At 56.8% G+C, this 23,362-nt stretch carries 11 protein-coding genes, 2 tRNA genes, 4 rRNA genes and 1 pseudogene; 12 read left to right on the forward strand and 6 right to left on the reverse strand.

The genetic code is table 11. The features are described from left to right. The 7 genes and pseudogenes from CES87_RS10815 to rrf (CES87_RS10850) form a co-directional block, all read left to right on the forward strand. Positions 1 to 472: pseudogene (locus tag CES87_RS10815) on the forward strand (CoA transferase); the annotation flags it as partial. A gap of 597 nt (positions 473 to 1,069) precedes the next feature. Continuing rightward, positions 1,070 to 2,606, forward strand: a 16S ribosomal RNA gene (locus tag CES87_RS10825). An 81-nt stretch (positions 2,607 to 2,687) separates the two neighbouring features. Continuing rightward, a tRNA-Ile gene (locus CES87_RS10830) sits at positions 2,688 to 2,764 on the forward strand. Between the two features lie 27 nt (positions 2,765 to 2,791). Continuing rightward, a tRNA-Ala gene (locus CES87_RS10835) sits at positions 2,792 to 2,867 on the forward strand. 234 nt (positions 2,868 to 3,101) lie between these two features. Further along, positions 3,102 to 5,993 (forward strand): 23S ribosomal RNA (locus CES87_RS10840). Positions 5,994 to 6,131: 138 nt separating this feature from the next. Beyond that, positions 6,132 to 6,247: ribosomal RNA gene (rrf, locus tag CES87_RS10845) — 5S ribosomal RNA — on the forward strand. Between the two features lie 108 nt (positions 6,248 to 6,355). Beyond that, positions 6,356 to 6,471 (forward strand): 5S ribosomal RNA (gene rrf, locus CES87_RS10850). Together the 16S, 23S and 5S rRNA genes with 2 tRNA genes alongside form the textbook arrangement of a ribosomal RNA operon. Before the next feature lie 299 nt (positions 6,472 to 6,770). On the opposite strand, the gene CES87_RS10860 is transcribed toward rrf (CES87_RS10850), so the two are convergent. The 5 genes from CES87_RS10860 to CES87_RS10880 form a co-directional block, all read right to left on the reverse strand. After that, positions 6,771 to 7,238 carry an SRPBCC family protein gene (locus tag CES87_RS10860; protein ID WP_128606109.1) on the reverse strand — a complete coding sequence of 156 codons (468 nt, stop codon included), beginning with the start codon at positions 7,236 to 7,238 and terminating at the stop codon, positions 6,771 to 6,773. A gap of 29 nt (positions 7,239 to 7,267) precedes the next feature. After that, positions 7,268 to 10,684 carry a non-ribosomal peptide synthetase gene (locus tag CES87_RS10865; protein ID WP_128606110.1) on the reverse strand — a complete coding sequence of 1,139 codons (3,417 nt, stop codon included), beginning with the start codon at positions 10,682 to 10,684 and terminating at the stop codon, positions 7,268 to 7,270. 13 nt (positions 10,685 to 10,697) lie between these two features. Then, positions 10,698 to 11,627, reverse strand: a complete 930-nt coding sequence (locus CES87_RS10870) for a diiron oxygenase (protein WP_128606111.1) — start codon at positions 11,625 to 11,627, stop codon at positions 10,698 to 10,700. Next, a complete protein-coding gene (locus CES87_RS10875) occupies positions 11,624 to 12,400 on the reverse strand; it encodes a DUF3050 domain-containing protein (protein ID WP_128606112.1) in 777 nt (258 codons plus the stop codon). Before CES87_RS10875 ends, CES87_RS10870 begins: the two co-directional genes overlap by 4 nt. Before the next feature lie 692 nt (positions 12,401 to 13,092). After that, the gene (locus tag CES87_RS10880) at positions 13,093 to 13,803 is read right to left on the reverse strand and encodes a GntR family transcriptional regulator (protein ID WP_128606113.1); all 711 of its coding nucleotides are present in this window, start codon (positions 13,801 to 13,803) and stop codon (positions 13,093 to 13,095) included. A 199-nt stretch (positions 13,804 to 14,002) separates the two neighbouring features. Here CES87_RS10880 and lapG point away from each other — a divergent pair, with 199 nt between their 5' ends. Together lapG and lapD are read left to right on the forward strand one after the other, a co-directional pair. After that, positions 14,003 to 14,695 carry a cysteine protease LapG gene (lapG, locus tag CES87_RS10885; protein ID WP_128606114.1) on the forward strand — a complete coding sequence of 231 codons (693 nt, stop codon included), beginning with the start codon at positions 14,003 to 14,005 and terminating at the stop codon, positions 14,693 to 14,695. Between the two features lie 14 nt (positions 14,696 to 14,709). Continuing rightward, positions 14,710 to 16,656 carry a cyclic di-GMP receptor LapD gene (lapD, locus tag CES87_RS10890; RefSeq protein ID WP_128606115.1) on the forward strand — a complete coding sequence of 649 codons (1,947 nt, stop codon included), beginning with the start codon at positions 14,710 to 14,712 and terminating at the stop codon, positions 16,654 to 16,656. 129 nt (positions 16,657 to 16,785) lie between these two features. On the opposite strand, the gene CES87_RS10895 is transcribed toward lapD, so the two are convergent. Further along, a complete protein-coding gene (locus tag CES87_RS10895; protein WP_128606116.1) occupies positions 16,786 to 17,151 on the reverse strand; it encodes a tryptophan synthase subunit beta in 366 nt (121 codons plus the stop codon). 581 nt (positions 17,152 to 17,732) lie between these two features. On the opposite strand from CES87_RS10895, the gene bcsQ reads away from it, so the two are divergent. Genes bcsQ through bcsB form a run of 3 tightly spaced genes read left to right on the forward strand, consistent with a single transcriptional unit; the run spans position 17,733 to position 23,358 of the window. Further along, complete coding sequence (gene bcsQ, locus CES87_RS10900; protein WP_128606117.1) at positions 17,733 to 18,875, forward strand: cellulose biosynthesis protein BcsQ; 1,143 nt, start codon at positions 17,733 to 17,735, stop codon at positions 18,873 to 18,875. After that, complete coding sequence (bcsA, locus tag CES87_RS10905; RefSeq protein WP_128606118.1) at positions 18,872 to 21,094, forward strand: UDP-forming cellulose synthase catalytic subunit; 2,223 nt, start codon at positions 18,872 to 18,874, stop codon at positions 21,092 to 21,094. Before bcsQ ends, bcsA begins: the two co-directional genes overlap by 4 nt. Then, positions 21,094 to 23,358 (forward strand): cellulose biosynthesis cyclic di-GMP-binding regulatory protein BcsB, encoded by a 2,265-nt coding sequence (bcsB, locus tag CES87_RS10910; RefSeq protein WP_128606119.1) that lies wholly within the window; start codon positions 21,094 to 21,096, stop codon positions 23,356 to 23,358. Before bcsA ends, bcsB begins: the two co-directional genes overlap by 1 nt. Positions 23,359 to 23,362 lie beyond the last annotated feature (4 nt).

Here is a 23,362-nt window from a genome sequence, read left to right on the forward strand (position 1 = left end):
ACGGCGGATGGCGACTTCATCTTACAGTGGGCAATGATGGGCAGTTCCGCAAATTCGCGGAAGTCGCCGGGCAGCCTCAGTGGGCAGATGATCCGCGCTTTGCAACCAACAAGCTGCGGGTGACGAATCGGGCGGTGCTCATACCCTTGATTCGCCAGGCAACCGTTTTCAAGACAACCGCTGAATGGGTGGCGCAGCTGGAGCAGGCGGGGTTCCATGTGGGCCCATTAATGATCTTGCCCAGATGTTCGACGATCCGCAGGTCAAGGCGCGTGGGTTGGCGATTGAGTTGCCGCATGCGCTGGCCGGGATGGTGCCTCAGGTGGCGAGTCCGATTCGCTTGTCTGAGACACCAGTGGAATACCGTCTTGCACCTCCTTTGTTGGGTGAGCATACGATCGAGGTTCTGCAGCGGGTGCTGGGGCTGGATGCTCGTGCGGTAGCTGCCTTCAAAGAGTCCCGCGTGCTCTAAGTTTCCCTCTATATAATAGAAAAATTGGCTTCGCTCCTGACGACTTGCACAGGAGCGGGCTGTTTTCCTGCCTTCCGTAACTTATTGAAAGAAAACTGAAATTAAGGATTGACGGCAGATTCTGGAGGCCTATAATTCGCCCCACTTCCGGCGCAGTCGAAACGGAAAACTCCTTGGTAAACAATGAGTTACGCAGTTTTCGGCAGTGAGTTGCTTCAGGTCATCGAAGCCGAAAGGAAGCCGAAAGGAAGTTGAAAAAGAGGTGTTGACAGCAGCGAGTAACGCTGTAGAATTCGCCTCCCGCTGACGAGAGATCGAAAGCGCAAGTGGTTGAAGTTGCAAAGGAAACTTTGAAAACTTCGGAAAATAACCGCTTGACAGCAACAGAGGCTGCTGTAGAATGCGCGCCTCGGTTGAGACGAAAGATCTTAACCAACCGCTCTTTAACAACTGAATCAAGCAATTCGTGTGGGTGCTTGTGGTATCAGACTGCTAGTCAACAGATTATCAGCATCACAAGTTACTCCGCGAGAAATCAAAGATGTAACCAACGATTGCTGAGCCAAGTTTAGGGTTTTCTCAAACCCAAAGATGTTTGAACTGAAGAGTTTGATCATGGCTCAGATTGAACGCTGGCGGCAGGCCTAACACATGCAAGTCGAGCGGATGAGGAGAGCTTGCTCTCTGATTCAGCGGCGGACGGGTGAGTAATGCCTAGGAATCTGCCTGGTAGTGGGGGACAACGTCTCGAAAGGGACGCTAATACCGCATACGTCCTACGGGAGAAAGCAGGGGACCTTCGGGCCTTGCGCTATCAGATGAGCCTAGGTCGGATTAGCTAGTTGGTGAGGTAATGGCTCACCAAGGCGACGATCCGTAACTGGTCTGAGAGGATGATCAGTCACACTGGAACTGAGACACGGTCCAGACTCCTACGGGAGGCAGCAGTGGGGAATATTGGACAATGGGCGAAAGCCTGATCCAGCCATGCCGCGTGTGTGAAGAAGGTCTTCGGATTGTAAAGCACTTTAAGTTGGGAGGAAGGGTTGTAGATTAATACTCTGCAATTTTGACGTTACCGACAGAATAAGCACCGGCTAACTCTGTGCCAGCAGCCGCGGTAATACAGAGGGTGCAAGCGTTAATCGGAATTACTGGGCGTAAAGCGCGCGTAGGTGGTTTGTTAAGTTGGATGTGAAAGCCCCGGGCTCAACCTGGGAACTGCATTCAAAACTGACAAGCTAGAGTATGGTAGAGGGTGGTGGAATTTCCTGTGTAGCGGTGAAATGCGTAGATATAGGAAGGAACACCAGTGGCGAAGGCGACCACCTGGACTGATACTGACACTGAGGTGCGAAAGCGTGGGGAGCAAACAGGATTAGATACCCTGGTAGTCCACGCCGTAAACGATGTCAACTAGCCGTTGGGAGCCTTGAGCTCTTAGTGGCGCAGCTAACGCATTAAGTTGACCGCCTGGGGAGTACGGCCGCAAGGTTAAAACTCAAATGAATTGACGGGGGCCCGCACAAGCGGTGGAGCATGTGGTTTAATTCGAAGCAACGCGAAGAACCTTACCAGGCCTTGACATCCAATGAACTTTCCAGAGATGGATTGGTGCCTTCGGGAACATTGAGACAGGTGCTGCATGGCTGTCGTCAGCTCGTGTCGTGAGATGTTGGGTTAAGTCCCGTAACGAGCGCAACCCTTGTCCTTAGTTACCAGCACGTAATGGTGGGCACTCTAAGGAGACTGCCGGTGACAAACCGGAGGAAGGTGGGGATGACGTCAAGTCATCATGGCCCTTACGGCCTGGGCTACACACGTGCTACAATGGTCGGTACAGAGGGTTGCCAAGCCGCGAGGTGGAGCTAATCCCACAAAACCGATCGTAGTCCGGATCGCAGTCTGCAACTCGACTGCGTGAAGTCGGAATCGCTAGTAATCGCGAATCAGAATGTCGCGGTGAATACGTTCCCGGGCCTTGTACACACCGCCCGTCACACCATGGGAGTGGGTTGCACCAGAAGTAGCTAGTCTAACCTTCGGGAGGACGGTTACCACGGTGTGATTCATGACTGGGGTGAAGTCGTAACAAGGTAGCCGTAGGGGAACCTGCGGCTGGATCACCTCCTTAATCGACGACTCAGCTGTACCATGAGCTCCCACACGAATTGCTTGATTCATTGAAGAAGACGATAAGAAGCAGCCCGAAATTGGGTCTGTAGCTCAGTTGGTTAGAGCGCACCCCTGATAAGGGTGAGGTCGGCAGTTCGAATCTGCCCAGACCCACCAATTTTGTGTGGGAACCTGTAGAAATACGGGGCCATAGCTCAGCTGGGAGAGCGCCTGCCTTGCACGCAGGAGGTCAACGGTTCGATCCCGTTTGGCTCCACCACTACTGCTTCTGTTGTAAGAGCTTAGAAATGAGCATTCCACCGAGACGGTGATGAATGTTGATTTCTAGTCTTTGACTAGATCGTTCTTTAAAAATTTGGGTATGTGATAGAAAGATAGACTGAACGTTACTTTCACTGGTAACGGATCAGGCTAAGGTAAAATTTGTGAGTTTAATCGCGAATTTTCGGCGAATGTCGTCTTCACAGTATAACCAGATTGCTTGGGGTTATATGGTCAAGTGAAGAAGCGCATACGGTGGATGCCTTGGCAGTCAGAGGCGATGAAAGACGTGGTAGCCTGCGAAAAGCTTCGGGGAGTCGGCAAACAGACTGTGATCCGGAGATGTCTGAATGGGGGAACCCAGCCATCATAAGATGGTTATCTTAAGCTGAATACATAGGCTTAAGAGGCGAACCAGGGGAACTGAAACATCTAAGTACCCTGAGGAAAAGAAATCAACCGAGATTCCCTTAGTAGTGGCGAGCGAACGGGGACCAGCCCTTAAGTGGCTTTGAGATTAGCGGAACGCTCTGGAAAGTGCGGCCATAGTGGGTGATAGCCCTGTACGCGAAAATCTCTTGGCCATGAAATCGAGTAGGACGGAGCACGAGAAACTTTGTCTGAATATGGGGGGACCATCCTCCAAGGCTAAATACTACTGACTGACCGATAGTGAACTAGTACCGTGAGGGAAAGGCGAAAAGAACCCCGGAGAGGGGAGTGAAATAGATCCTGAAACCGTATGCGTACAAGCAGTGGGAGCCCACTTTGTTGGGTGACTGCGTACCTTTTGTATAATGGGTCAGCGACTTATTTTCAGTGGCGAGCTTAACCGAATAGGGGAGGCGTAGCGAAAGCGAGTCTTAATAGGGCGTCTAGTCGCTGGGAATAGACCCGAAACCGGGCGATCTATCCATGGGCAGGTTGAAGGTTGGGTAACACTAACTGGAGGACCGAACCGACTACCGTTGAAAAGTTAGCGGATGACCTGTGGATCGGAGTGAAAGGCTAATCAAGCTCGGAGATAGCTGGTTCTCCTCGAAAGCTATTTAGGTAGCGCCTCATGTATCACTGTAGGGGGTAGAGCACTGTTTCGGCTAGGGGGTCATCCCGACTTACCAAACCGATGCAAACTCCGAATACCTACAAGTGCCGAGCATGGGAGACACACGGCGGGTGCTAACGTCCGTCGTGAAAAGGGAAACAACCCAGACCGTCAGCTAAGGTCCCAAAGTTATGGTTAAGTGGGAAACGATGTGGGAAGGCTTAGACAGCTAGGAGGTTGGCTTAGAAGCAGCCACCCTTTAAAGAAAGCGTAATAGCTCACTAGTCGAGTCGGCCTGCGCGGAAGATGTAACGGGGCTCAAACCATACACCGAAGCTACGGGTATCACTTAGGTGATGCGGTAGAGGAGCGTTCTGTAAGCCTGTGAAGGTGAGTTGAGAAGCTTGCTGGAGGTATCAGAAGTGCGAATGCTGACATGAGTAACGACAATGGGTGTGAAAAACACCCACGCCGAAAGACCAAGGTTTCCTGCGCAACGTTAATCGACGCAGGGTTAGTCGGTCCCTAAGGCGAGGCTGAAAAGCGTAGTCGATGGAAAACAGGTTAATATTCCTGTACTTCTGGTTATTGCGATGGAGGGACGGAGAAGGCTAGGCCAGCTTGGCGTTGGTTGTCCAAGTTTAAGGTGGTAGGCTGAGATCTTAGGTAAATCCGGGATCTTAAGGCCGAGAGCTGATGACGAGTTACCCTTTGGGTGACGAAGTGGTTGATGCCATGCTTCCAAGAAAAGCTTCTAAGCTTCAGGTAACCAGGAACCGTACCCCAAACCGACACAGGTGGTTGGGTAGAGAATACCAAGGCGCTTGAGAGAACTCGGGTGAAGGAACTAGGCAAAATGGCACCGTAACTTCGGGAGAAGGTGCGCCGGTGAGGGTGAAGCACTTGCTGCGTAAGCCCACGCCGGTCGAAGATACCAGGCCGCTGCGACTGTTTATTAAAAACACAGCACTCTGCAAACACGAAAGTGGACGTATAGGGTGTGACGCCTGCCCGGTGCCGGAAGGTTAATTGATGGGGTTAGCTAACGCGAAGCTCTTGATCGAAGCCCCGGTAAACGGCGGCCGTAACTATAACGGTCCTAAGGTAGCGAAATTCCTTGTCGGGTAAGTTCCGACCTGCACGAATGGCGTAACGATGGCGGCGCTGTCTCCACCCGAGACTCAGTGAAATTGAAATCGCTGTGAAGATGCAGTGTATCCGCGGCTAGACGGAAAGACCCCGTGAACCTTTACTATAGCTTTGCACTGGACTTTGAATTTGCTTGTGTAGGATAGGTGGGAGGCTTTGAAGCGTGGACGCCAGTTCGCGTGGAGCCAACCTTGAAATACCACCCTGGCAACTTTGAGGTTCTAACTCAGGTCCGTTATCCGGATCGAGGACAGTGTATGGTGGGTAGTTTGACTGGGGCGGTCTCCTCCTAAAGAGTAACGGAGGAGTACGAAGGTGCGCTCAGACCGGTCGGAAATCGGTCGTAGAGTATAAAGGCAAAAGCGCGCTTGACTGCGAGACAGACACGTCGAGCAGGTACGAAAGTAGGTCTTAGTGATCCGGTGGTTCTGTATGGAAGGGCCATCGCTCAACGGATAAAAGGTACTCCGGGGATAACAGGCTGATACCGCCCAAGAGTTCATATCGACGGCGGTGTTTGGCACCTCGATGTCGGCTCATCACATCCTGGGGCTGAAGCCGGTCCCAAGGGTATGGCTGTTCGCCATTTAAAGTGGTACGCGAGCTGGGTTTAGAACGTCGTGAGACAGTTCGGTCCCTATCTGCCGTGGACGTTTGAGATTTGAGAGGGGCTGCTCCTAGTACGAGAGGACCGGAGTGGACGAACCTCTGGTGTTCCGGTTGTCACGCCAGTGGCATTGCCGGGTAGCTATGTTCGGAATAGATAACCGCTGAAAGCATCTAAGCGGGAAACTAGCCTCAAGATGAGATCTCACTGGGACCTTGAGTCCCCTGAAGGGCCGTCGAAGACTACGACGTTGATAGGTCGGGTGTGTAAGCGCTGTGAGGCGTTGAGCTAACCGATACTAATTGCCCGTGAGGCTTGACCATATAACACCCAAGCAATTTGCGTCGAAAGGCCAGATTGCGGTGTGTGAAGACGCAATGAACCGAAAGTTCGCACAACACACAAATCTATTACATACCCAATTTGCTGAAGCGTCGAAAGACGGTTCGGTACCCGAATTTCTTGACGACCATAGAGCATTGGAACCACCTGATCCCATCCCGAACTCAGCAGTGAAACGATGCATCGCCGATGGTAGTGTGGGGTTTCCCCATGTGAGAGTAGGTCATCGTCAAGATTAAATTCCGAAACCCCTATCTGCGCATGCAGGTAGGGGTTTTGTTTTAGTAGAAGTCACCAATTTTCACTGGCACGTTAGCGTTTTAACGGGCTGGTCACAGAATTTCTTGACGACCATAGAGCATTGGAACCACCTGATCCCATCCCGAACTCAGCAGTGAAACGATGCATCGCCGATGGTAGTGTGGGGTTTCCCCATGTGAGAGTAGGTCATCGTCAAGATTGAATTCCGAAACCCCTGTCTGCTTGCGCAGACAGGGGTTTTGTCGTTCTGGAGTCGCAAAAAGGGCAGACGCAAAAAAGCCAACCCCTGAATTCAGGGGCTGGCTTGTCTCTATCGTCGGTTAGACCGATGAATTCCTTATCGGCGCTTTTGGTAGAGGAGTGGGACGAGAAATCTCCCGCGGTCTGTACTGGCTAGAGTTAGTATCGAGTCTGTAGTCCCACCCACCCCTCAAGTCTAAACATACAAGCGAGCAGGCTCGCGAGAGCGGTGTACCTGTCACCGCTGAAGCGAAGCTTTATGCAAATAGCCTCAAAACATTATTCATCGCATCATCCGCAAATCCCTGCACGAAATCTTTAAACCCAGGCAAGGCTTCGGCACCGCCCTGTGCCGGTTCAGCGATGATGCTCCAGGTGGCGACGGACTTAGCCGGGCCCACAGGTTTCACCTGCATCGCAGCCCACAGATTGGCCACGCCCAGGGTGTTGTAAATCGTGGTCCAGGTCATGCTCAGGGCCTGATCGTCGCGGGAATTGAGTTGCTCGACCACTAGGTTGCCGTCCTTGAAGAATTTTTTGCGCAGGGACGACACTCCCTCGCCGGTCATCTCGATGTGTGACAGCGACGGGATGAAACGATCGAAGCCGGCAAAGTTGCCGACCACGGCCCAGACCTTTTCGGCATCGGCAGGGATTTCAACCGAGGACACGACGTGGCAGCCTTGCGGGTTTCTGATCAGGGTATCGGGTTGCAAAGTGTTCATGGTTTTGCTCCGTTCTTGGTTGGGATGAATCAGATGAAATTGATTTCTTTGAGGTAATCGCAGCCACGGCGCAGCAGTGCCGGGGATTTTTCCGGGTAACGCGCGCCCATCTGCCGCACGCCGGCCTTGGCGTTGTCGTAGCCAATCATCGAGATGTCGCCGATGTCTTCCTCGAAGCCATTGAGGTAGAAACCCAGTACCCCGAACAGCGCGTTGTCGCTGTCGACCCGGCCCAGTTGCTGCTGCCAGTCGGCAACACTGACCAGGGAAAACTCCCGACCCGCTTCACGAAAAGACGCCACATAACTGTCCCAGCTTAGGGGTTGGGGATTGTGCAGGTTGAACACGGCTTTTCCCGGCTGGTAACGGCTGGCATGGAAGGCGATGAAGCGGGTGAGGAAGTCCACCGGCATCAGGTCGAAATTCAGCGCGAACTCCGGCACCTGGCCGAGCTGGATCGAGCCCTTAAGCATCAGCATCAAACGGTTCTTGTGCGGTTGGCAGACGCCTGTGAGGCTGTTGAAACTGATGTTGCCGGGACGATAGAGATTGACCTGAACACCGCTCTCACGCGCGCGTTCGAGGATCCGCTCGCCAACCCATTTGGAGAGGTTGTAGCCGTTCTTGATGTAGATCGGCGGGGTGTGTGCGGCGGGCAGTTCAAGCACCCGGCCATCGGCGGAAATCGTGCTGGAGGCTGAGAGCGTCGAGACGAAGTTGAAGATTTTTTTGCTGCGCCCTTCGCACAGCCGCAGGCACTCGAATATCGGTTCGACGTTATCCCGCGCCAACGACTCGTAATCGAGTACGTGATTGACGTTGGCGGCGTTGTGCACCAGTGCGCCGTACTCTTGATCCAGGCGCTCGTAAACTTCGGCGGCCAACCCCAGTTGAGGGCGCGTGATGTCCGCTGCGTAAACCCGGACCCGACTCAAGTCCAGATGCTCCAGTCTGTTTTCCCGCAGCGCCTCAGCGAAACGCTCGGCAGCCGACAGCCCGTTGCCATCGCGCACGAGACAGGCGACCTCATTGGCACCCCACGCCAATAGCGCTTCAACAATGTGTACGCCGACAAAGCTGTTGGCACCGGTGACGATCACTTTGTGCACATCACCCATACGGCTGATTGGCAATGGCTGCACCTGAAGTTCGCGCGAGGCATCGGCCATGGCTTGTTCGCTTAACACTTCTTCGGTGCCGGAGCCGCGTACCAGGGTCGCCAGTTTCGCGATGGTGGGCAGTTCGATGAAGCGATTGATCGAAATGCTGCGACCGAACTCTTCGCGCAAACGCAGGAGCATCCGTGAAAGCAGAATCGAATGACCGCCCAGATTGAAGAAGCTTTCGTCGGTGGAAATATCGCTGGACGGTAACTCCAGCAGCTCGGCCCAGATATCCAGCAACAACGTTTCATCAGCACTGACGGGCAAGCGTCGCGAGATGTTTTCGCTGATATTGACCGGCAGCTCCAGCAACGCCTTGCGATCCACCTTGCCATTGCTGGCGTACGGCATGCTCGCAAGTTCGGTCCACGCGCCGGGCTGCATGTAGTCCGGCAGATATTGCGTGGCGTGGGCCTTCAACGCTTCGTGAGCAGCGCCGGGCTGATCTTCCTGAGGCTGGGCGAGGAAGGCCAGAATCCGTCGCTGGCTGTCGATGACCACCGCTACCTGACGGTACAACTGACTGTCGCGCAGGCAGCGTTCGATCTCTTCCGGCTCGACTCGAAAACCGCGAATCTTCACCTGATTGTCGCGTCGGCCGCACAGCTCTATGCCGTCGGCAGTCCACTTGGCCATGTCGCCGGTGCGATAGGCACGCAGGTTCTGGCCATCCGGCAGGCTCAAGGTCAGATAGCGTTCTGCGGTCTGCTGCGGGTTGTTCAGGTAACCCAGGCACACGCCGGGACCGACGATGTACAACTCGCCGACGGTCTGCTCGGTCACCGGTTGCAAATCCTCATCGAGAATCAGCACCTGACTGTTGGCGATAGGGCCGCCCAAGGTCCGATTGTTATCGCCAGCGCGCAGTCGACGCGCAGTAATCAACACCGTGGCTTCTGTGGGACCATAGAGGTTATAGAGCTTGCCCTGGCGGGTCAGCTGCTCGATGACCCAGGGCTCGCAGACATCGCCGCCGGTCATGATGTGATCGAGGCTGCGCAGATGCTCCAGGGGCAGAATGCTCAACAGCGCTGGCGGCAAAAAGGCGTGGCTCAGCTGTTGATGACGGATCAGCTCCACCAGTTGCAGCGGGTCGCGACGCTGATCGTCGCTGGGCACGATCAACTCGGCACCCTGCAACAAGGTCGGGAAAATATCGATCAGTGAAGAGTCGAAACTCAACGAGGAAAACTGCAGTACCCGACTCTGTTCGATCAGCTGCACATATTCGGCGTACCACGCCGTGAAGTGAGCGAGGTTGGCCTGGCTGAGCAGCACGCCTTTGGGGTGGCCGGTGGTGCCCGATGTGTAGAGCGCCATGCACGGTGCGTCAAGATCGGGACGGCGGCACATCAATGGTTGATCGGGATTCACCACTTCGGCGTCGATAGCGGTGATATCCAGCCCTGGCATCTCACCAGCAAGCGGATGCTGCCCGTCATGCAGCAGCAACACCGCACCGGCGTTCGACAGGATGTACTGCTGACGTTGCAACGGGTGGCTAGGCTCCAGCGGCAGGTATACGGCGCCGCTGCCCAGAATCGCCAGAATCCCCGCATACAACGCGCTGCATTTCGGCAGGCAGATCCCAACCACCAACGGACCTTCATGCTGATCGAGCAAGGGCTGCAAACGCTGCTGAATAGCGCGGCTCAGGGCATGCAATTGGCGATAGCTGAGAGCGCTGCCGGCAACGTTCAACGCCGGTCGTTCGGCACACTGAATCAAGCGCTGTTCAAGCCGCTCGATCATCGGTACCTGAGCGAGTGTCAGCAGCCGGGGTTCAGTGGTCGCATTGAGCGGATGGACGAAGGCCAGGCTTTCGAGAAACAGCAGGTTTTCGACCTTCTCAAAGTGAACGGCGATCGTCGGTTCGGCGAGCAGGAAATACTCGGCATCCCGGGAGTAGCGACTGACCAGCAGGGCCACATGACCCACCAGCTCCGCCACCGCGCGCTGACGCAGTGCCTGACCGTTGCCCGAAGGTTCATCGGCAATCGGCACGCGAGTGAGCAGCGTCGAATCGCGCAAACACAGCAAATCCAGCGACGGTAGACCGCAAGTGCCCGGCAGCCCGATACCCAGTTGCAGCGTCAGTCGCATCGCATAGGCGATCCTCTCAACCTGAAGGCTGGCATCATCGATCACCAGATCCGCGTGAACCGGCGCTCGCTCGTCGAGTGCCGTCACACGCGTCAGTGCATGCCCTTGTTGTTCGAGTTCCAGCCCCAGGTCGATCAAGGCCTTGCTTCGTCCAATGAGCAGAATGTCGAGACGTCTCATGATGTACTCCTCGTCAAATCAGGTAGTCGCTCAAGGCGCTTTGCACGCACGGCGAATCGAGCAGCGAGCTGCTGCGCAAGAACCGCACGATGTTGGCCACCAGCGGGTGATGGCGGTTGATCGGGAAGGCCAGCCCCGACACCTCGTTCTTGAGGGCGTGGCGCGTGGCGTCGCTGATCTGCAAGGCGTCGATCAAGCGGAAGTCGAAGGACTTCTGGATGTCGTTAGTCAGGTAATGGCCGATGAACACCGGCAGGATTTGCGCGATGCACTGGCGGTCGTCTTCGCTCGCGGTGTGCCAGTAGATGCACACCATCCGCGACCAGAAACCGGAGTGGCGACCTTCGTCGAGCAAATGGTCAGCCATCATTCCCTTGATCGATTGTTTGACCGTACCGTCCTTGGCGAACGCCGCGACATCGCCGGTCACTGTGTTCTCGGCGATGGCCACGCAAATCAGTTCCACGGCGCTGCGCAGGTGTGTCGGCGCGAGGTCAACGGCCGCCGGAATCGCCCGGCTCAGTTCGATTTCATCGGGTAGGTCGATGGGCGTAATACCGGTCATCGCGACGGTTTGCTGCATGAAATCCATGGCCACTAGTGCGTGATAATCCTCGTCTACGACCACGGTCATGGCGTCGTAGCGACAGGCGAACGGGAAGGCCACGTCGAAACGATTCTTGGCAATGCTGCGGGCAGTCTTGTCGACGATCTCGGTTTCGAAAATCACCACGTCGTTGATGAATTTGTACAGCGTCTGCACCAAGGCAAAGTCGCGCTGTTGCGGGCATTCGCGCAGAAAGGTTTCGCAGAGCACCAGCGGTTGCCGACTCAAGGGGTAGATCAGTTTGTCGTCGTTCTCCAGCACGCGCCGCGGGCGAGTTCGGATGGTGGCGCGGCTCTCCCAGGCATCGGCGAACGACAGGTAGTCGGCGGCGTTCATGCTGTCACCTGCGCCAGAGGTTCGCTCATGCTCAGGCGCAAGCCATCCCATAGGGCGATGCGGCTTTCCACAGCGGCGAGGGCGCTGGCGTACGCGTCCTCTTCCCGTTGCGGATCGCCATCGACCAGCCGTGCGAGGAGTTTTTCCGCGGCGGGGCCGTGGTCTTCGCAATCAACTTCAATGTGCCGCTCGAGGTAATAGCGAAAGGTCGGGGCCTGTTCAATGCCGATGCCCCAGTCGTTGAGAATGCGCTGGAACATCTGCGGGATGACGCTCTCGCGACCATGCAGGAACGCCGCTGCGACACTGTGGCCCGGCGCATGCAGCGCGGTGTGCAGCGTATGGCGCACGAATCGCGCCGCCGCCGGATCGACGTCGACACCTTGCAGCGCGACGTCGTAGCTCACGCCTTCTTGTTGCAGCGCAACGAAGCGTTCGACAGCGGCGGTACTGGCGCCAACTTCACGCATGGCATCCAGGTACAACTCGAAATGGCTGTAGTGACCCTGGGCGGGACGGTCATCGGACTCTTCACCCAGCACGATCTCATTGATCAGCCGTGCCGCCTGCGGATCACGTGGTGGCAGCCAGGGCAGTTGTGTGCAGGTCAGCTCCTGCTGCAAGCGCTTGGTCAGCGACATGAAATCCCACACGGCAAATACATGGGTCTCCATGAAGCGTTGTAATACGGGCAGCGAATGGATTTCAGAGAAGATCGGGTGTGTACTCAGTTCGGCTTTCTTTTGGTCTAGACGTTCTTTAGTTGGTTTCATGGGAGAACCCTTGAGTGATCTTAAGTTGCACATGGCTAATCATTAACCGCTGTTTAAATTGTTCTATAGGCGAACAGGTGCTCCAAACGAATGGGTGGCGTCCGGTTGCGTACATGTCCGTAAAGTTTGGCTTTCCAACCAATGTTCATTGGCGGCGGACAAAAACTAATACACAAACAAAGTGTCGAGCAAGTTATTTAATTTATATTTAAAGGTTTAACTTTTGTGGGCGCGACAAGTTCCAATAAGACTTTCCATTTAAGTTTTATTTGGCCGTAGTTACTCCTTCCGGCTTATATAAGTCGGAATTTAAATAAAGAGTGAATGCCTCACTCGAAGCAACTTTCTAGTAGAAACCGTTGAGGTGATCTGAGGGGGGGTGAAAGTTGGCCGGGGGTGACGCCGACGCTTCCGGTCCCGGGGCAAGACTCCTTCCGTAGGTTCTTGGTGCGGGGACTGCGCCACTGCTGCAGTGTGTCGCCCGTTCATTGTTCGTTGTCGACCCAAGAGTGAGCGTAATTCAAGGCAGTGGCTATCGCTGAGGTGTGCGTGTCGGGGAGGATGCAGAGAAGGGAAATTTGTGAGCCATGCCTCGGACTGTAGGAGCCAGCGATGCGGCGATCCGACTTGCCCGCGATAGCGATCTCAATGACGCTATGGCGGGCAACCCATGCTCCTGCGAAAAGCAGCTGTTACTTCGAGGTTTTGTTGTTCTGGGCTTCGGGGCTATTGAGGTAGCGGGTAATGGCCTCGACCCCCCGATTGAGGTGATGTTCGAGCAGCCTCACCGACTCTTCGACGTCCCGATTTTCAACGGCCCGCAACAGTGCCCGGTGATCTTCCTGGGACAATTTGCCCAAGCCCATGGCTTCGAGGTTGAAGCGCAGGAAGCGTTCTTCCTCGTTCAACCCGTCTTCCACCAATTTCAGCAGGCGTTTGTTGGGTGCCTTGCAGTAAAGCGACATATGGAAGATGCGATTGAGCCGGCCGATTTCGGCGTAGTCGTGATCCGTTTCCAGCTCGTCGATATAGCGGGCTGCCTGTTCCAGGTCCGCGATCTCAAGCCGCGGGACCGACAGGCGCAATGCTTCGGACTCCAGCAGGATCCGCAGTGCGTAGGTCTCCGCGGCATCGCCCTGAACCAGCGGCGCGACCACGGCGCCTTTGTGAGCGACTACATTGAGCAATGCCTGGGCTTCGAGCTGGCGCAAGGCTTCGCGTACCGGCATGCGGCTGACACCAAACAGATCAGCCAGGTCTTGCTGACGCAGTGCAATGCCGCAGGGCAAGCGGCCATCGAGAATGGCTGCACGCAAAGTTTCTTCGATCACAGAGCGAGCCAGGTGCGCGGGAATCGGCCCGTTAACCTTGATACTGCTGAGAGGGTTGGGCTTTTGTGTCACTACTAAGCACCCTGATTGACTGAATGATTTTTTGGATCCAACTGACACTAGTAACTGCCTGACGGCTTGTCAAACACGCGCAGCAGAGTGGCTTTCCTTCAGTTTAGCGCGCCGTCGGTGATCGCTCCGTGCCATTGTTTTTTAACGGGCTAACCTACACCATCAATCGACTTCCACCTGCCTAACTGGATACCTCGCATTGGCGGTACGTTTTCCGATCCCCCCGATGTTGCGCTGGCTGTGCGGCGCATTGCTGCTGGCCGGCTTAATGCTGGGCGGTGCGCAGGCCGATTGGGACTTTTCGCTGATCAGCCACCGGGCGCAGGCATTGTACGGACCTTTGGGCGAAGGTCAGCAGCGTATCGATGATTGGCAACAATTGCTGGCTACACAAAAACAGGTCAGCGAGCTGGAACAGCTCAACCTGGTCAACCGGTTCTTCAACCAGCGGATGCGTTACGTCGAAGACATCGATCTGTGGCATCAGGCCGATTACTGGGAAACCCCGATCGAAGCCTTGTGGAAAGGTGCCGGCGATTGCGAAGACTACGCTATCGCCAAATACTTCAGCCTGCGTCATCTCGGTGTTGCCAGCGACAAGTTGCGCATCACCTACGTTAAGGCGTTGCGCCAGAATCGCGCGCATATGGTGCTGACTTACTACCCAAGCCCGGACGCCATGCCGCTGGTGCTCGACAGCCTGACGGACATTATTCAACCAGCCAGCCAACGTACGGATTTGCTGCCGGTCTACTCTTTCAATGCAGAAGGGTTGTGGTTACCGGGTACCAAGGGCAGCCAGAAGGTCGGTGATACCAAGCGCCTGTCGCGGTGGCAGGATTTGCTGAAGAAAATGCAGGCCGAAGGATTTCCGGTCGAGACGACTAACTAGGAGCACGCCCACAGATGTCTTTGTTCAAACAGCTGTTGATCGCTATCTGTCTGTTCCTGGTCGTCGCCTTCACCGGCAGCTTCATGGTCAGCCTGGAGAGTTCGCGCAGCCAGTACGTCAACCAGCTACGCTCCCACGCCCAGGACGCAGCGACGGCACTGGCGCTGTCGCTGACGCCGAACATCGACGACCCGGCGATGACCGAGTTGCTGGTCAGTTCGATTTTCGACAGTGGTTACTACGCGAGCATCCGGGTGGTCGATCTATCCAGCGACAAGACGCTGGTCGAGCGCAGTGGTATCCCGGCCGATACCCACGTGCCGGACTGGTTCGTCAGACTGATCGGCCTGGAACCCGCCGGGGGCGATGCGATCGTAAGCCGCGGATGGGAGCAGGCGGCGCGAGTCGAAGTGGTCAGCCACCCGATGTTCGCCCTGGCCAAGCTGTGGCAAAGCGCGCTGGGTAGTCTGGTGTGGTTGTTGATCTGCGGCGTGGTCAGTGCGGTATTGGGGGCGCTGTTGCTGCGTCGACAGTTGAAGCCGCTCGATTACATGGTCCAGCAGTCCCATGCCATCGCCCGCCGCGAGTTCCTCAGCCTGCCAGAGCTACCGCGCACGCCTGAATTGCGGCGCGTGGTGCAGGCCATGAACCAGATGGTCGAGAAGCTCAAGGCGCTGTTTCAGGAACAGGCCGAGCGCAGTGAAAAGCTGCGGGTCGAGTCCTATCAGGACAACCTGACCGGGTTGGCCAACCGCCGTTATTTCGAGATGCAATTGAATGCGCGGGTGAGCGATCCTGAGCAGGCCAGCTCCGGTTATTTGCTGTTGTTGCGAGTCAAAGACCTGGCCGGTCTCAACCAGCGCCTTGGCGGTCAACGCACCGACGCGTTGCTCCGGGCGGTGGGCGAGCAGCTGTCGCGCGAGTGCGCGAGATTCCCGGAAACCCTGAACCTCGTCACGCGCATTCGTGGCGGCGAGTTTGCCGTACTGGCGCCGGGGCTGATGCGCGAAGAAGCGCTGCAACTGGCGCAGTACCTCGACACGGCCTTGGCCAGTCTGCATGCGACCGGAGCCACCGACGTGGCCACGGTGGCCGCCATCGGGTTGGCGCCGTTTGTTCATGGCGACGCCCCGCAAGCGGTGCTCGGGCTGGCTGATCAGGCATTGGCGCAGGCCGAAAGCCAGGTCGATTCGAATTGGGTCTGCCTGGATCACAGCGCCTTGGTCGGCGTCGGCGATGACCATCATGCCTGGCGCAACCTGCTGGATCAGGCACTGAATCAACGGCGATTCAAATTGTATTTCCAACCGGTGGTGGCCAGTCAGGACACACAATTGGTGCTGCACCACAAAGTGCTGTCACGGCTGATTGATGATGAGGGCCAGAACGTTCCGGCCGGGCGCTTCCTGCCGTGGCTGCAGCGGTTTGGCTGGACCGCGCGGCTGGATCGTCTGATGCTGGAATTGGTGCTGGAGCATATGGCCGATCACGAAGCATCGCTGGCGCTGAACCTGTCTTCGGCCACCCTGGAGGACCCGCAGGCGTTGAGTGCACTCCTCGAACTGCTGCGTTCACATTCCAACCTGGGGTCGCGGCTGACCCTGGAAATCGGCGAAGAACAATTACCGGAGCAAGCCATGCTGGAGGACCTGACGCGGCGGTTGCGTGGGCTCGGGTTCTCGTTGAGCCTGCAACATTTTGGCGGGCGCTTTAGCATGATCGGCAACCTGGCGCGACTCGGGTTGGCGTATTTGAAGATAGACGGCAGCTACATCCGCGCGATCGATCAGGAGAGCGACAAGCGCCTGTTTATCGAAGCCATCCAGCGTGCCGCCCATAGTATCGACTTGCCGTTGATTGCCGAGCAGGTCGAGACCGAGGGGGAGCTGGCGGTGATTCGGGAGATGGGGGTGTATGGGGTTCAGGGGCGGTTGGTGGGGGAGCCCAGACCTTGGGAATAAGCTTTGGAATCTGAGTCGCATGTGATGCCGTCTTCGCGGGCAAGCCTCGCTCCTACAAGTTACACGCCAGCCTGTAGGAGCGAGGCTTGCCCGCGAAGGCGTCATTACCGGCGCTGAAGAGCCAAAGGCCTAGATAAACCCCTCCTCCTCATCATCTACCAAATGACTCAGCCCACCCAGCGCCTCCCGGGCCTGGGTCCGGTCCATGAGTTTGGCCTGCGCAGGGGCCGGCAGGTCGGTAACGAGGATGACGCCTTTGCTGATCAGCACTTCGATCAAGTCATCGAGCACCCGGATCATTTCCAGGTCGCTCTGTTTCAGTTGCTTGAGTTGTTTAATCTGATTGAGCTGTTTGAGGCTGGTGGCCATGACCTCGTTGGCAAACCAGGCCTGGAGGTCAGGGTGGTCGGCCGGGAGCGTTTCCGTGGAATCGGAGTAGGCTTGGGCTTCAACGCGCATCAGTTGTCCTTGTGTATTGCGTTGCACGTAGAACATGGACCATCCCTCAGAATTGAACCGCGTCAGGCTTTCAGCAGCATAGTCAACTTCGTGCAAGTAGAGCGCGCACCTCACATCCCGCGCACCAACAATTGCATTAAACGTATGCGCGCACGGTTCGTTTTTACAAAGGGCATCACCTGGTTAAAACTAAGACCTTGATTTAAAACATATAAGCCTAAACCGCAAACAATGGCGCCTTTAACGATAGTTCAGATGGTCCGTGAATTGCTTTATCGGTTCGCATTACTTGCAGGTTGCCGTCCATCCACAGAGCTGCCATCCGGCGCAAATCGTGTGCGGCTTTGCAGTGCTTGCTGGATAATCCTGCGCCGCCGCTCAGGCCCCGTATTCAGTCGCCTTCGGCGCGTTCGGGCTGCTCACCCGAGCAGGATGCGCCAAAGAAAAAAAGTGACTTTTCGTCAATTTTATGGCGATAAAAAAGGTTTTTTTAATCGCGTTCAACTATTACACTAGCGACAATTCAAAATATTGACGATATCATTTTGATGGCTTGCTTCGATAAACTCTTGAGCTACGTGCTCCCTAATGTGTGCCTGCGCCTCGGGTAGTCTTTTATGAATCGTACAGACGATATATCGAACCTATTCAACAAGTTCGGAGCAAGTGCGGACAGTTATCTCGAGTTCGGCAGCCACTTCGACTACAAGGAAAAGTCGTTGGCGCTGGTGCCGACTGCACCGGTAACTGTGCCTGTAGTTGAAGTCGATCATCCGGTGATTCAAATCAGCGAGAGCGCTCTCGCGGATTCCACGAACGGCATCGAGGCGCAGTTGTCGCCCGTTAATACCCCCCAACCCGGTGCGCCACTTCGCCATTTGTTGGCCGAAGTAGCCCTTGCGCGTCAGGCCGAAGCGCAAGCACGCAATGAAGAGGCACTGCGCCAGTCCCTGCCCCATGGTCGTCCGGCCAAGACCCGTGCCCATGTTATTGCGCTGGTATCGGCCAAGGGTGGCGTGGGCAAAAGCACACTGGCCTCTGCTCTGACCACCGCATTGCGCCTGGAGGGCGGTCAGACACTGGCCATTGAGCTCGACCCGCAAAACACCCTGCAACACCACTTGGGTGCGCAGGCAGATGTGGCGGGCATGGGTAGCGCCAGCCTCAAGGGTGAGAGCTGGAAGTCACTGCTGGTGGCCGGTTCTGCGGGTTCGTTGTTGCTGCCTTATGGCTCGGTGACTGAAGACGAGCGCCGGACGCTGGAGCGTTATCTGGAAAATGATCGTTACTGGCTGGCCGGCCAACTGGCGAGCATGGACCTCGGCGAAAACGATGTGGTGATTCTCGATACGCCGCCGGGTCGCACGCCTTATCTCGAGCAGGTCTTGACGGTGGCTGATCAGGTGCTCGTCGTCGCCACAGCCAATGCGGCGTGTTTCGTTACGCTGGACCAGATGGAGCGTTTGCTGGAAGAGCGCGTGGCCCGGGGCCAGGCGCCGCTTTGCAATTACGTGATCAATCAATTCGACAGCTCTCGCCTGTTCTGCCGCGATATGCATGAAGTGCTCAAGCGCCGCCTGGGCGCACGTCTGCTGGGCGTGGTGACGCTCGATCATGGCATTGACGAAGCGTTGGCTTATGGTCAAAACCCGCTCTTGGAGGCCGAGTCGTCCCAGGCTTGCCAGGACATGCTGGCGCTGAGTGACCTGCTCAAGGCGCAGTTGAAATCCATGGACGTTGCAGAGTCATTCGCCTCGTGATTAACACCTCCGTTCCCGACACGGCCGCCCCAACCCGTTCACAACGTTGGGCCCAGTCGGTCTCCGACCGCCTGGAAAGCCTGCCAGCGGCATTGCGCCGGGCATTGACCATTGGCGTAATGCTGTTCTGCGGTCTGTTGGCGCTGTTCATCATCACGGTGCCGTTCGAGCTGTATTCGCAGTGCTTTTTTGCCCTTGGCTGCTTTATCGCCGCGATGGTGCTGCGCAAGATTCCCGGGCGCCTGACGGTGCTGATACTCATCGGCCTGTCACTGACCGCCTCCCTGCGCTACATGTACTGGCGACTCACCTCCACCCTTGGGTTTGAGGGTTGGGTCGACATGTTGTTTGGCTACGGTCTGGTCATGGCCGAGTTGTACGCGCTGATCGTGCTGCTGTTTGGTTACCTGCAAACCGCGTGGCCGTTACGCCGTAAACCGATACTGATGAGTGGCCCACCCAGCGAATGGCCAACCGTCGATGTATTCATCCCGTCGTACAACGAAACTCTCGACATCGTGAAGGTCACGATTTTCGCGGCCCAGGCCATTGACTGGCCTAAGGACAAGTTGCGCGTTCATGTACTCGATGATGGTCGCCGCGAAGACTTTCGCGAGTTCTGCGAGCAGATAGGCGTGAATTACATCGTTCGTGACAACAACCGCCATGCCAAAGCGGGCAACCTGAACGAAGCGCTCAAAGTCACCAGTGGCGAGTTCGTGACGATTTTCGACGCTGACCACGTGCCTACGCGTTCTTTCCTTCAAGTCTGTGTCGGCTGGTTCATCAAGGACCCGAAACTGGCGATGCTGCAAACGCCGCACTTCTTTTTCTCGCCAGACCCGTTCGAGAAAAACCTCAATACCTTCCGTTCCGTGCCGAACGAAGGCGAGCTGTTCTACGGTCTGGTGCAGGACGGCAATGACTTGTGGAACGCGACCTTCTTTTGTGGCTCGTGTGCGGTCATCCGTCGTACGCCGTTGCTGGAAGTCGGTGGCGTTGCCGTCGAAACCGTGACCGAAGATGCCCACACCGCACTCAAGCTGAACCGTGCCGGCTATAACACTGCGTATCTGGCCATTCCTCAGGCTGCCGGCCTGGCCACGGAAAGTCTGTCGCGGCACATCAGCCAACGGATTCGTTGGGCGCGCGGCATGGCGCAGATTTTCCGCACCGACAACCCGCTGTTTGGCAAAGGGCTGAATCTGGGGCAGCGGGTGTGCTATGTGAACGCGATGCTGCACTTTTTCTACGGACTGCCGCGCCTGGCGTTCCTCACCGCGCCCCTGGCCTTCCTGTTTTTCGATGCGCAAATTTTCCACGCTTCGGCATTGATGATCACCGCCTACGTGTTGCCGCACATTCTCCACGCCAGTTTGACCAACTCCAGCATTCAGGGGCGTTTCCGCCACTCGTTCTGGAACGAGGTCTACGAGACGGTGCTGGCCTGGTACATCATGGGCCCGGTGCTGATGGCGCTAGTCAATCCCAAGTTCGGCGGCTTCAACGTGACCGACAAGGGCGGGGTGATCGAGAAGAAGTACTTTGAATGGAAGCTCGCCCGACCTTACATCGTGCTGCTGATCTTGAACGCCGCCGGACTTATCTACGGCGTGATACGCCTGATGGAGGGGGCTGAGGGCGCCACCACCACGATCCTTATTAACCTGGCGTGGACCCTCTACAACCTCATCATCACCAGCGCCTCGGTGGCGGTGGCCAGCGAAACCCGGCAGGTGCGTTCCGAACCTCGGGTGGCGGCAGTCCTGCCAATGCGTTTGACCCGTGCCGATGGCACGGTGCTCGAAGGCGTGACCCAGGACTTTTCGCAAAAAGGCCTGGGTTTCCGTTTGGCCGAGGGCGTCAGTGTTCCACAGGGCGAGCGAGTGCAGATCTCACTGTTCCGCAACCAACAGCTGAATGTGTTTCCGGCGGTCATCGTGTTCAGTCGCGAGGGTCTTCTGGGGGCGCAGTTCGATCAGTTGACCCTGCGTCAGCAGAGCGAGCTGGTACGCCTGACTTTCTCGCGTGCCGACACCTGGGCCGCGACCTGGGGCGGCGGTCAGGTCGATACACCGCTGGGTGCCTTGCGTGATGTCAGCGGCATTGCTCTGCGCGGAATTTACGAACTCTTCAAAGCCACGGCCATGGAAGTGCGGAACCTGTTCCGCAGTCGCCGTGCCTCTCCACCCCCTATAGAAAACGTTTTGGACAAGTGATGAACTCGAAGTCTTTCGCTTTCGGTAACCTGCGCGACCGCGCATTGACACGCCTGACGTGTGCCTTGTTGGCTTTAGCAGTTGGCGCTGCGGCATTCGCCGGGACTGCGTCGGCTGACACTGCGCCGGGGGCCAGCGGTTACAGCGTGAGCTTCAAGCAGTTGGGCCGTAACTATCCGATGAGCCTGCGCGGGGTGGAGTCCACCGACAGCGTCAGTTTCGATGTCCGTGCCGATTCGATCGTCACCGGCGCCAAACTGAATTTGCAGTACACCTATTCGCCGGCGTTGCTGCCCGATTTGTCGCAGATCAACATCATCGTCAATGATGAAGTGGCGGCGAGCCTGCCGTTGCCCAAGGAAAACGCCGGGCAACTGCAAAAACAGGTGGTCGAGATCCCGGCGCACCTGATCACTGAATTCAACCGCTTGAGCGTGCAGTTCATCGGCCACTACACCATGGCGTGTGAAGACCCTCAACACTCCAGCCTGTGGGCGAAGATCAGCAACGCAACGGAGCTGAGCATCCAAGTGTCGCCGTTGGCCTTACCAAACGACCTGTCGATCATGCCGTTGCCGTTCTTCGATCGCCGCGATGCTCGTACATTGAGCCTGCCATTTGTTTTCGTCGGTACGCCGGACAACACCACCCTGGAAGCGGCGGGCGCTCTGTCGTCCTGGTTCGGTGCCCAGGCCAGTTATCGCGGGGCGACCTTTTCCTCGCGCTTCAACCAGATCCCGGTCAGCGGTAACGCTGTGGTGCTGGCCAGCGGGCCCGACGCGCTACAAGTCGGCGGGCTGAACCTGCCTGCGGCCAAGGGACCGACGCTGAGCGTCATGACCAATCCCAACGACACCAGCGGCAAGTTGCTGGTGGTCAGCGGCCGCGACGCCAAAGAACTGAAAACGGCCGTCACCGCGCTGGTGCTCGGCAGTCAGGCCCTGTCGGGCAGCAGCGTAGTGATCGATCGCCTCGATACATTGCAACCGCGCAAGCCTTACGACGCTCCGAACTGGTTGCCGAGCGATCGCCCGGTCAAGCTCGGCGAGTTGCTGCCGGCCAAACAGCTAAACGTCTCCGGCTACAATCCGGGCAACATCACCGTACCGCTGAATTTCCCGCCAGATCTGTTTAGCTGGCGTGATGAAGGTGCGCCGCTGAATCTCAAATACCGTTACACACCGCAAGAAAAGTCGAGCAACTCGTCGTTCATCATCAGTTTCAACGACACCTTGATTCAGTCGCAAAGTCTGTTGTCCCGCGACAGGCTCGACAAAAACGTCGTCAGTGCGCTGCCAATCAATGAAAGCCTGAACCGCGAAACCCGCGTGCGCCTGCCATTGAATTCGGTAGCCCTGCAATCGCGCCTGCAACTGCGCTATATGTTCGACTACATCAAGCAGGGCGAGTGTGGCGACATCATCATCGACAACATGCGCGGCAGTATCGATCCGGAATCGACCCTTGACCTGAGTGGCTATGACCACTTCATGGCCATGCCGAACCTCGGCGTGTTCAAGGATGCGGGTTTCCCGTTCACGCGTCTGGCGGACCTGTCGCAAACCGCCGTGGTGCTGCCGGACAACGCCGGCGCTCAAGAGCTGGATGCGTACCTGACTGTGCTTGGTCGTTTCGGTCAGTCCACCGGCTATCCGGCCACGGGTGTGTTGGTGACTCAGGCGGCGCAGGTACAGGCTGCGGCCGACAAAGACCTGTTGGTGCTGGCTTCCGGTGCCAACCAGCCGTTGCTGACCCAATGGGCCGATCGTCTGCCCGCCGCCGATATCGGCGGCCAACAGAGCTTCCAGCTGTCTGACCTGACGATGCGCGTACGTGACTGGTTCAGCCCCGACCCGGAAGCCAATCAACGCAAGGCGCGTCTGGCCATGGCCTTCTCCGGCGGTGCCCGCAGCACCTATTTGACCGGTTTTGAATCACCGCTTAAAAGTGGTCGCAGCGTGGTGGTCATCGCCAGCGGGCAACCCGCAGGCCTGGCGGAAGCGACCAGCGCCTTGATCGGCGGTGAAGATTACACCCAGTCGATCCAGGGCAGCCTGGTGGTGGTTCGCGGCAAAACCATCGAGCCACTGGTGGCGGACGAGCAGTACTACGTCGGCAATCTGGGGCCGGTCAAATACCTGCAATGGCTGTTGTCGCACCATGTGCTGTTGACGATGCTGCTGACCGGACTCGGTGTGCTGTTGCTCAGCTGCCTGGCTTACCTGGCGTTGCGCTCGCGTGCCAAACAGCGGTTGGGACACTGAGATC

This window comes from Pseudomonas sp. ERMR1:02 (genome assembly GCF_002277815.1).
Classification (GTDB): domain Bacteria; phylum Pseudomonadota; class Gammaproteobacteria; order Pseudomonadales; family Pseudomonadaceae; genus Aquipseudomonas.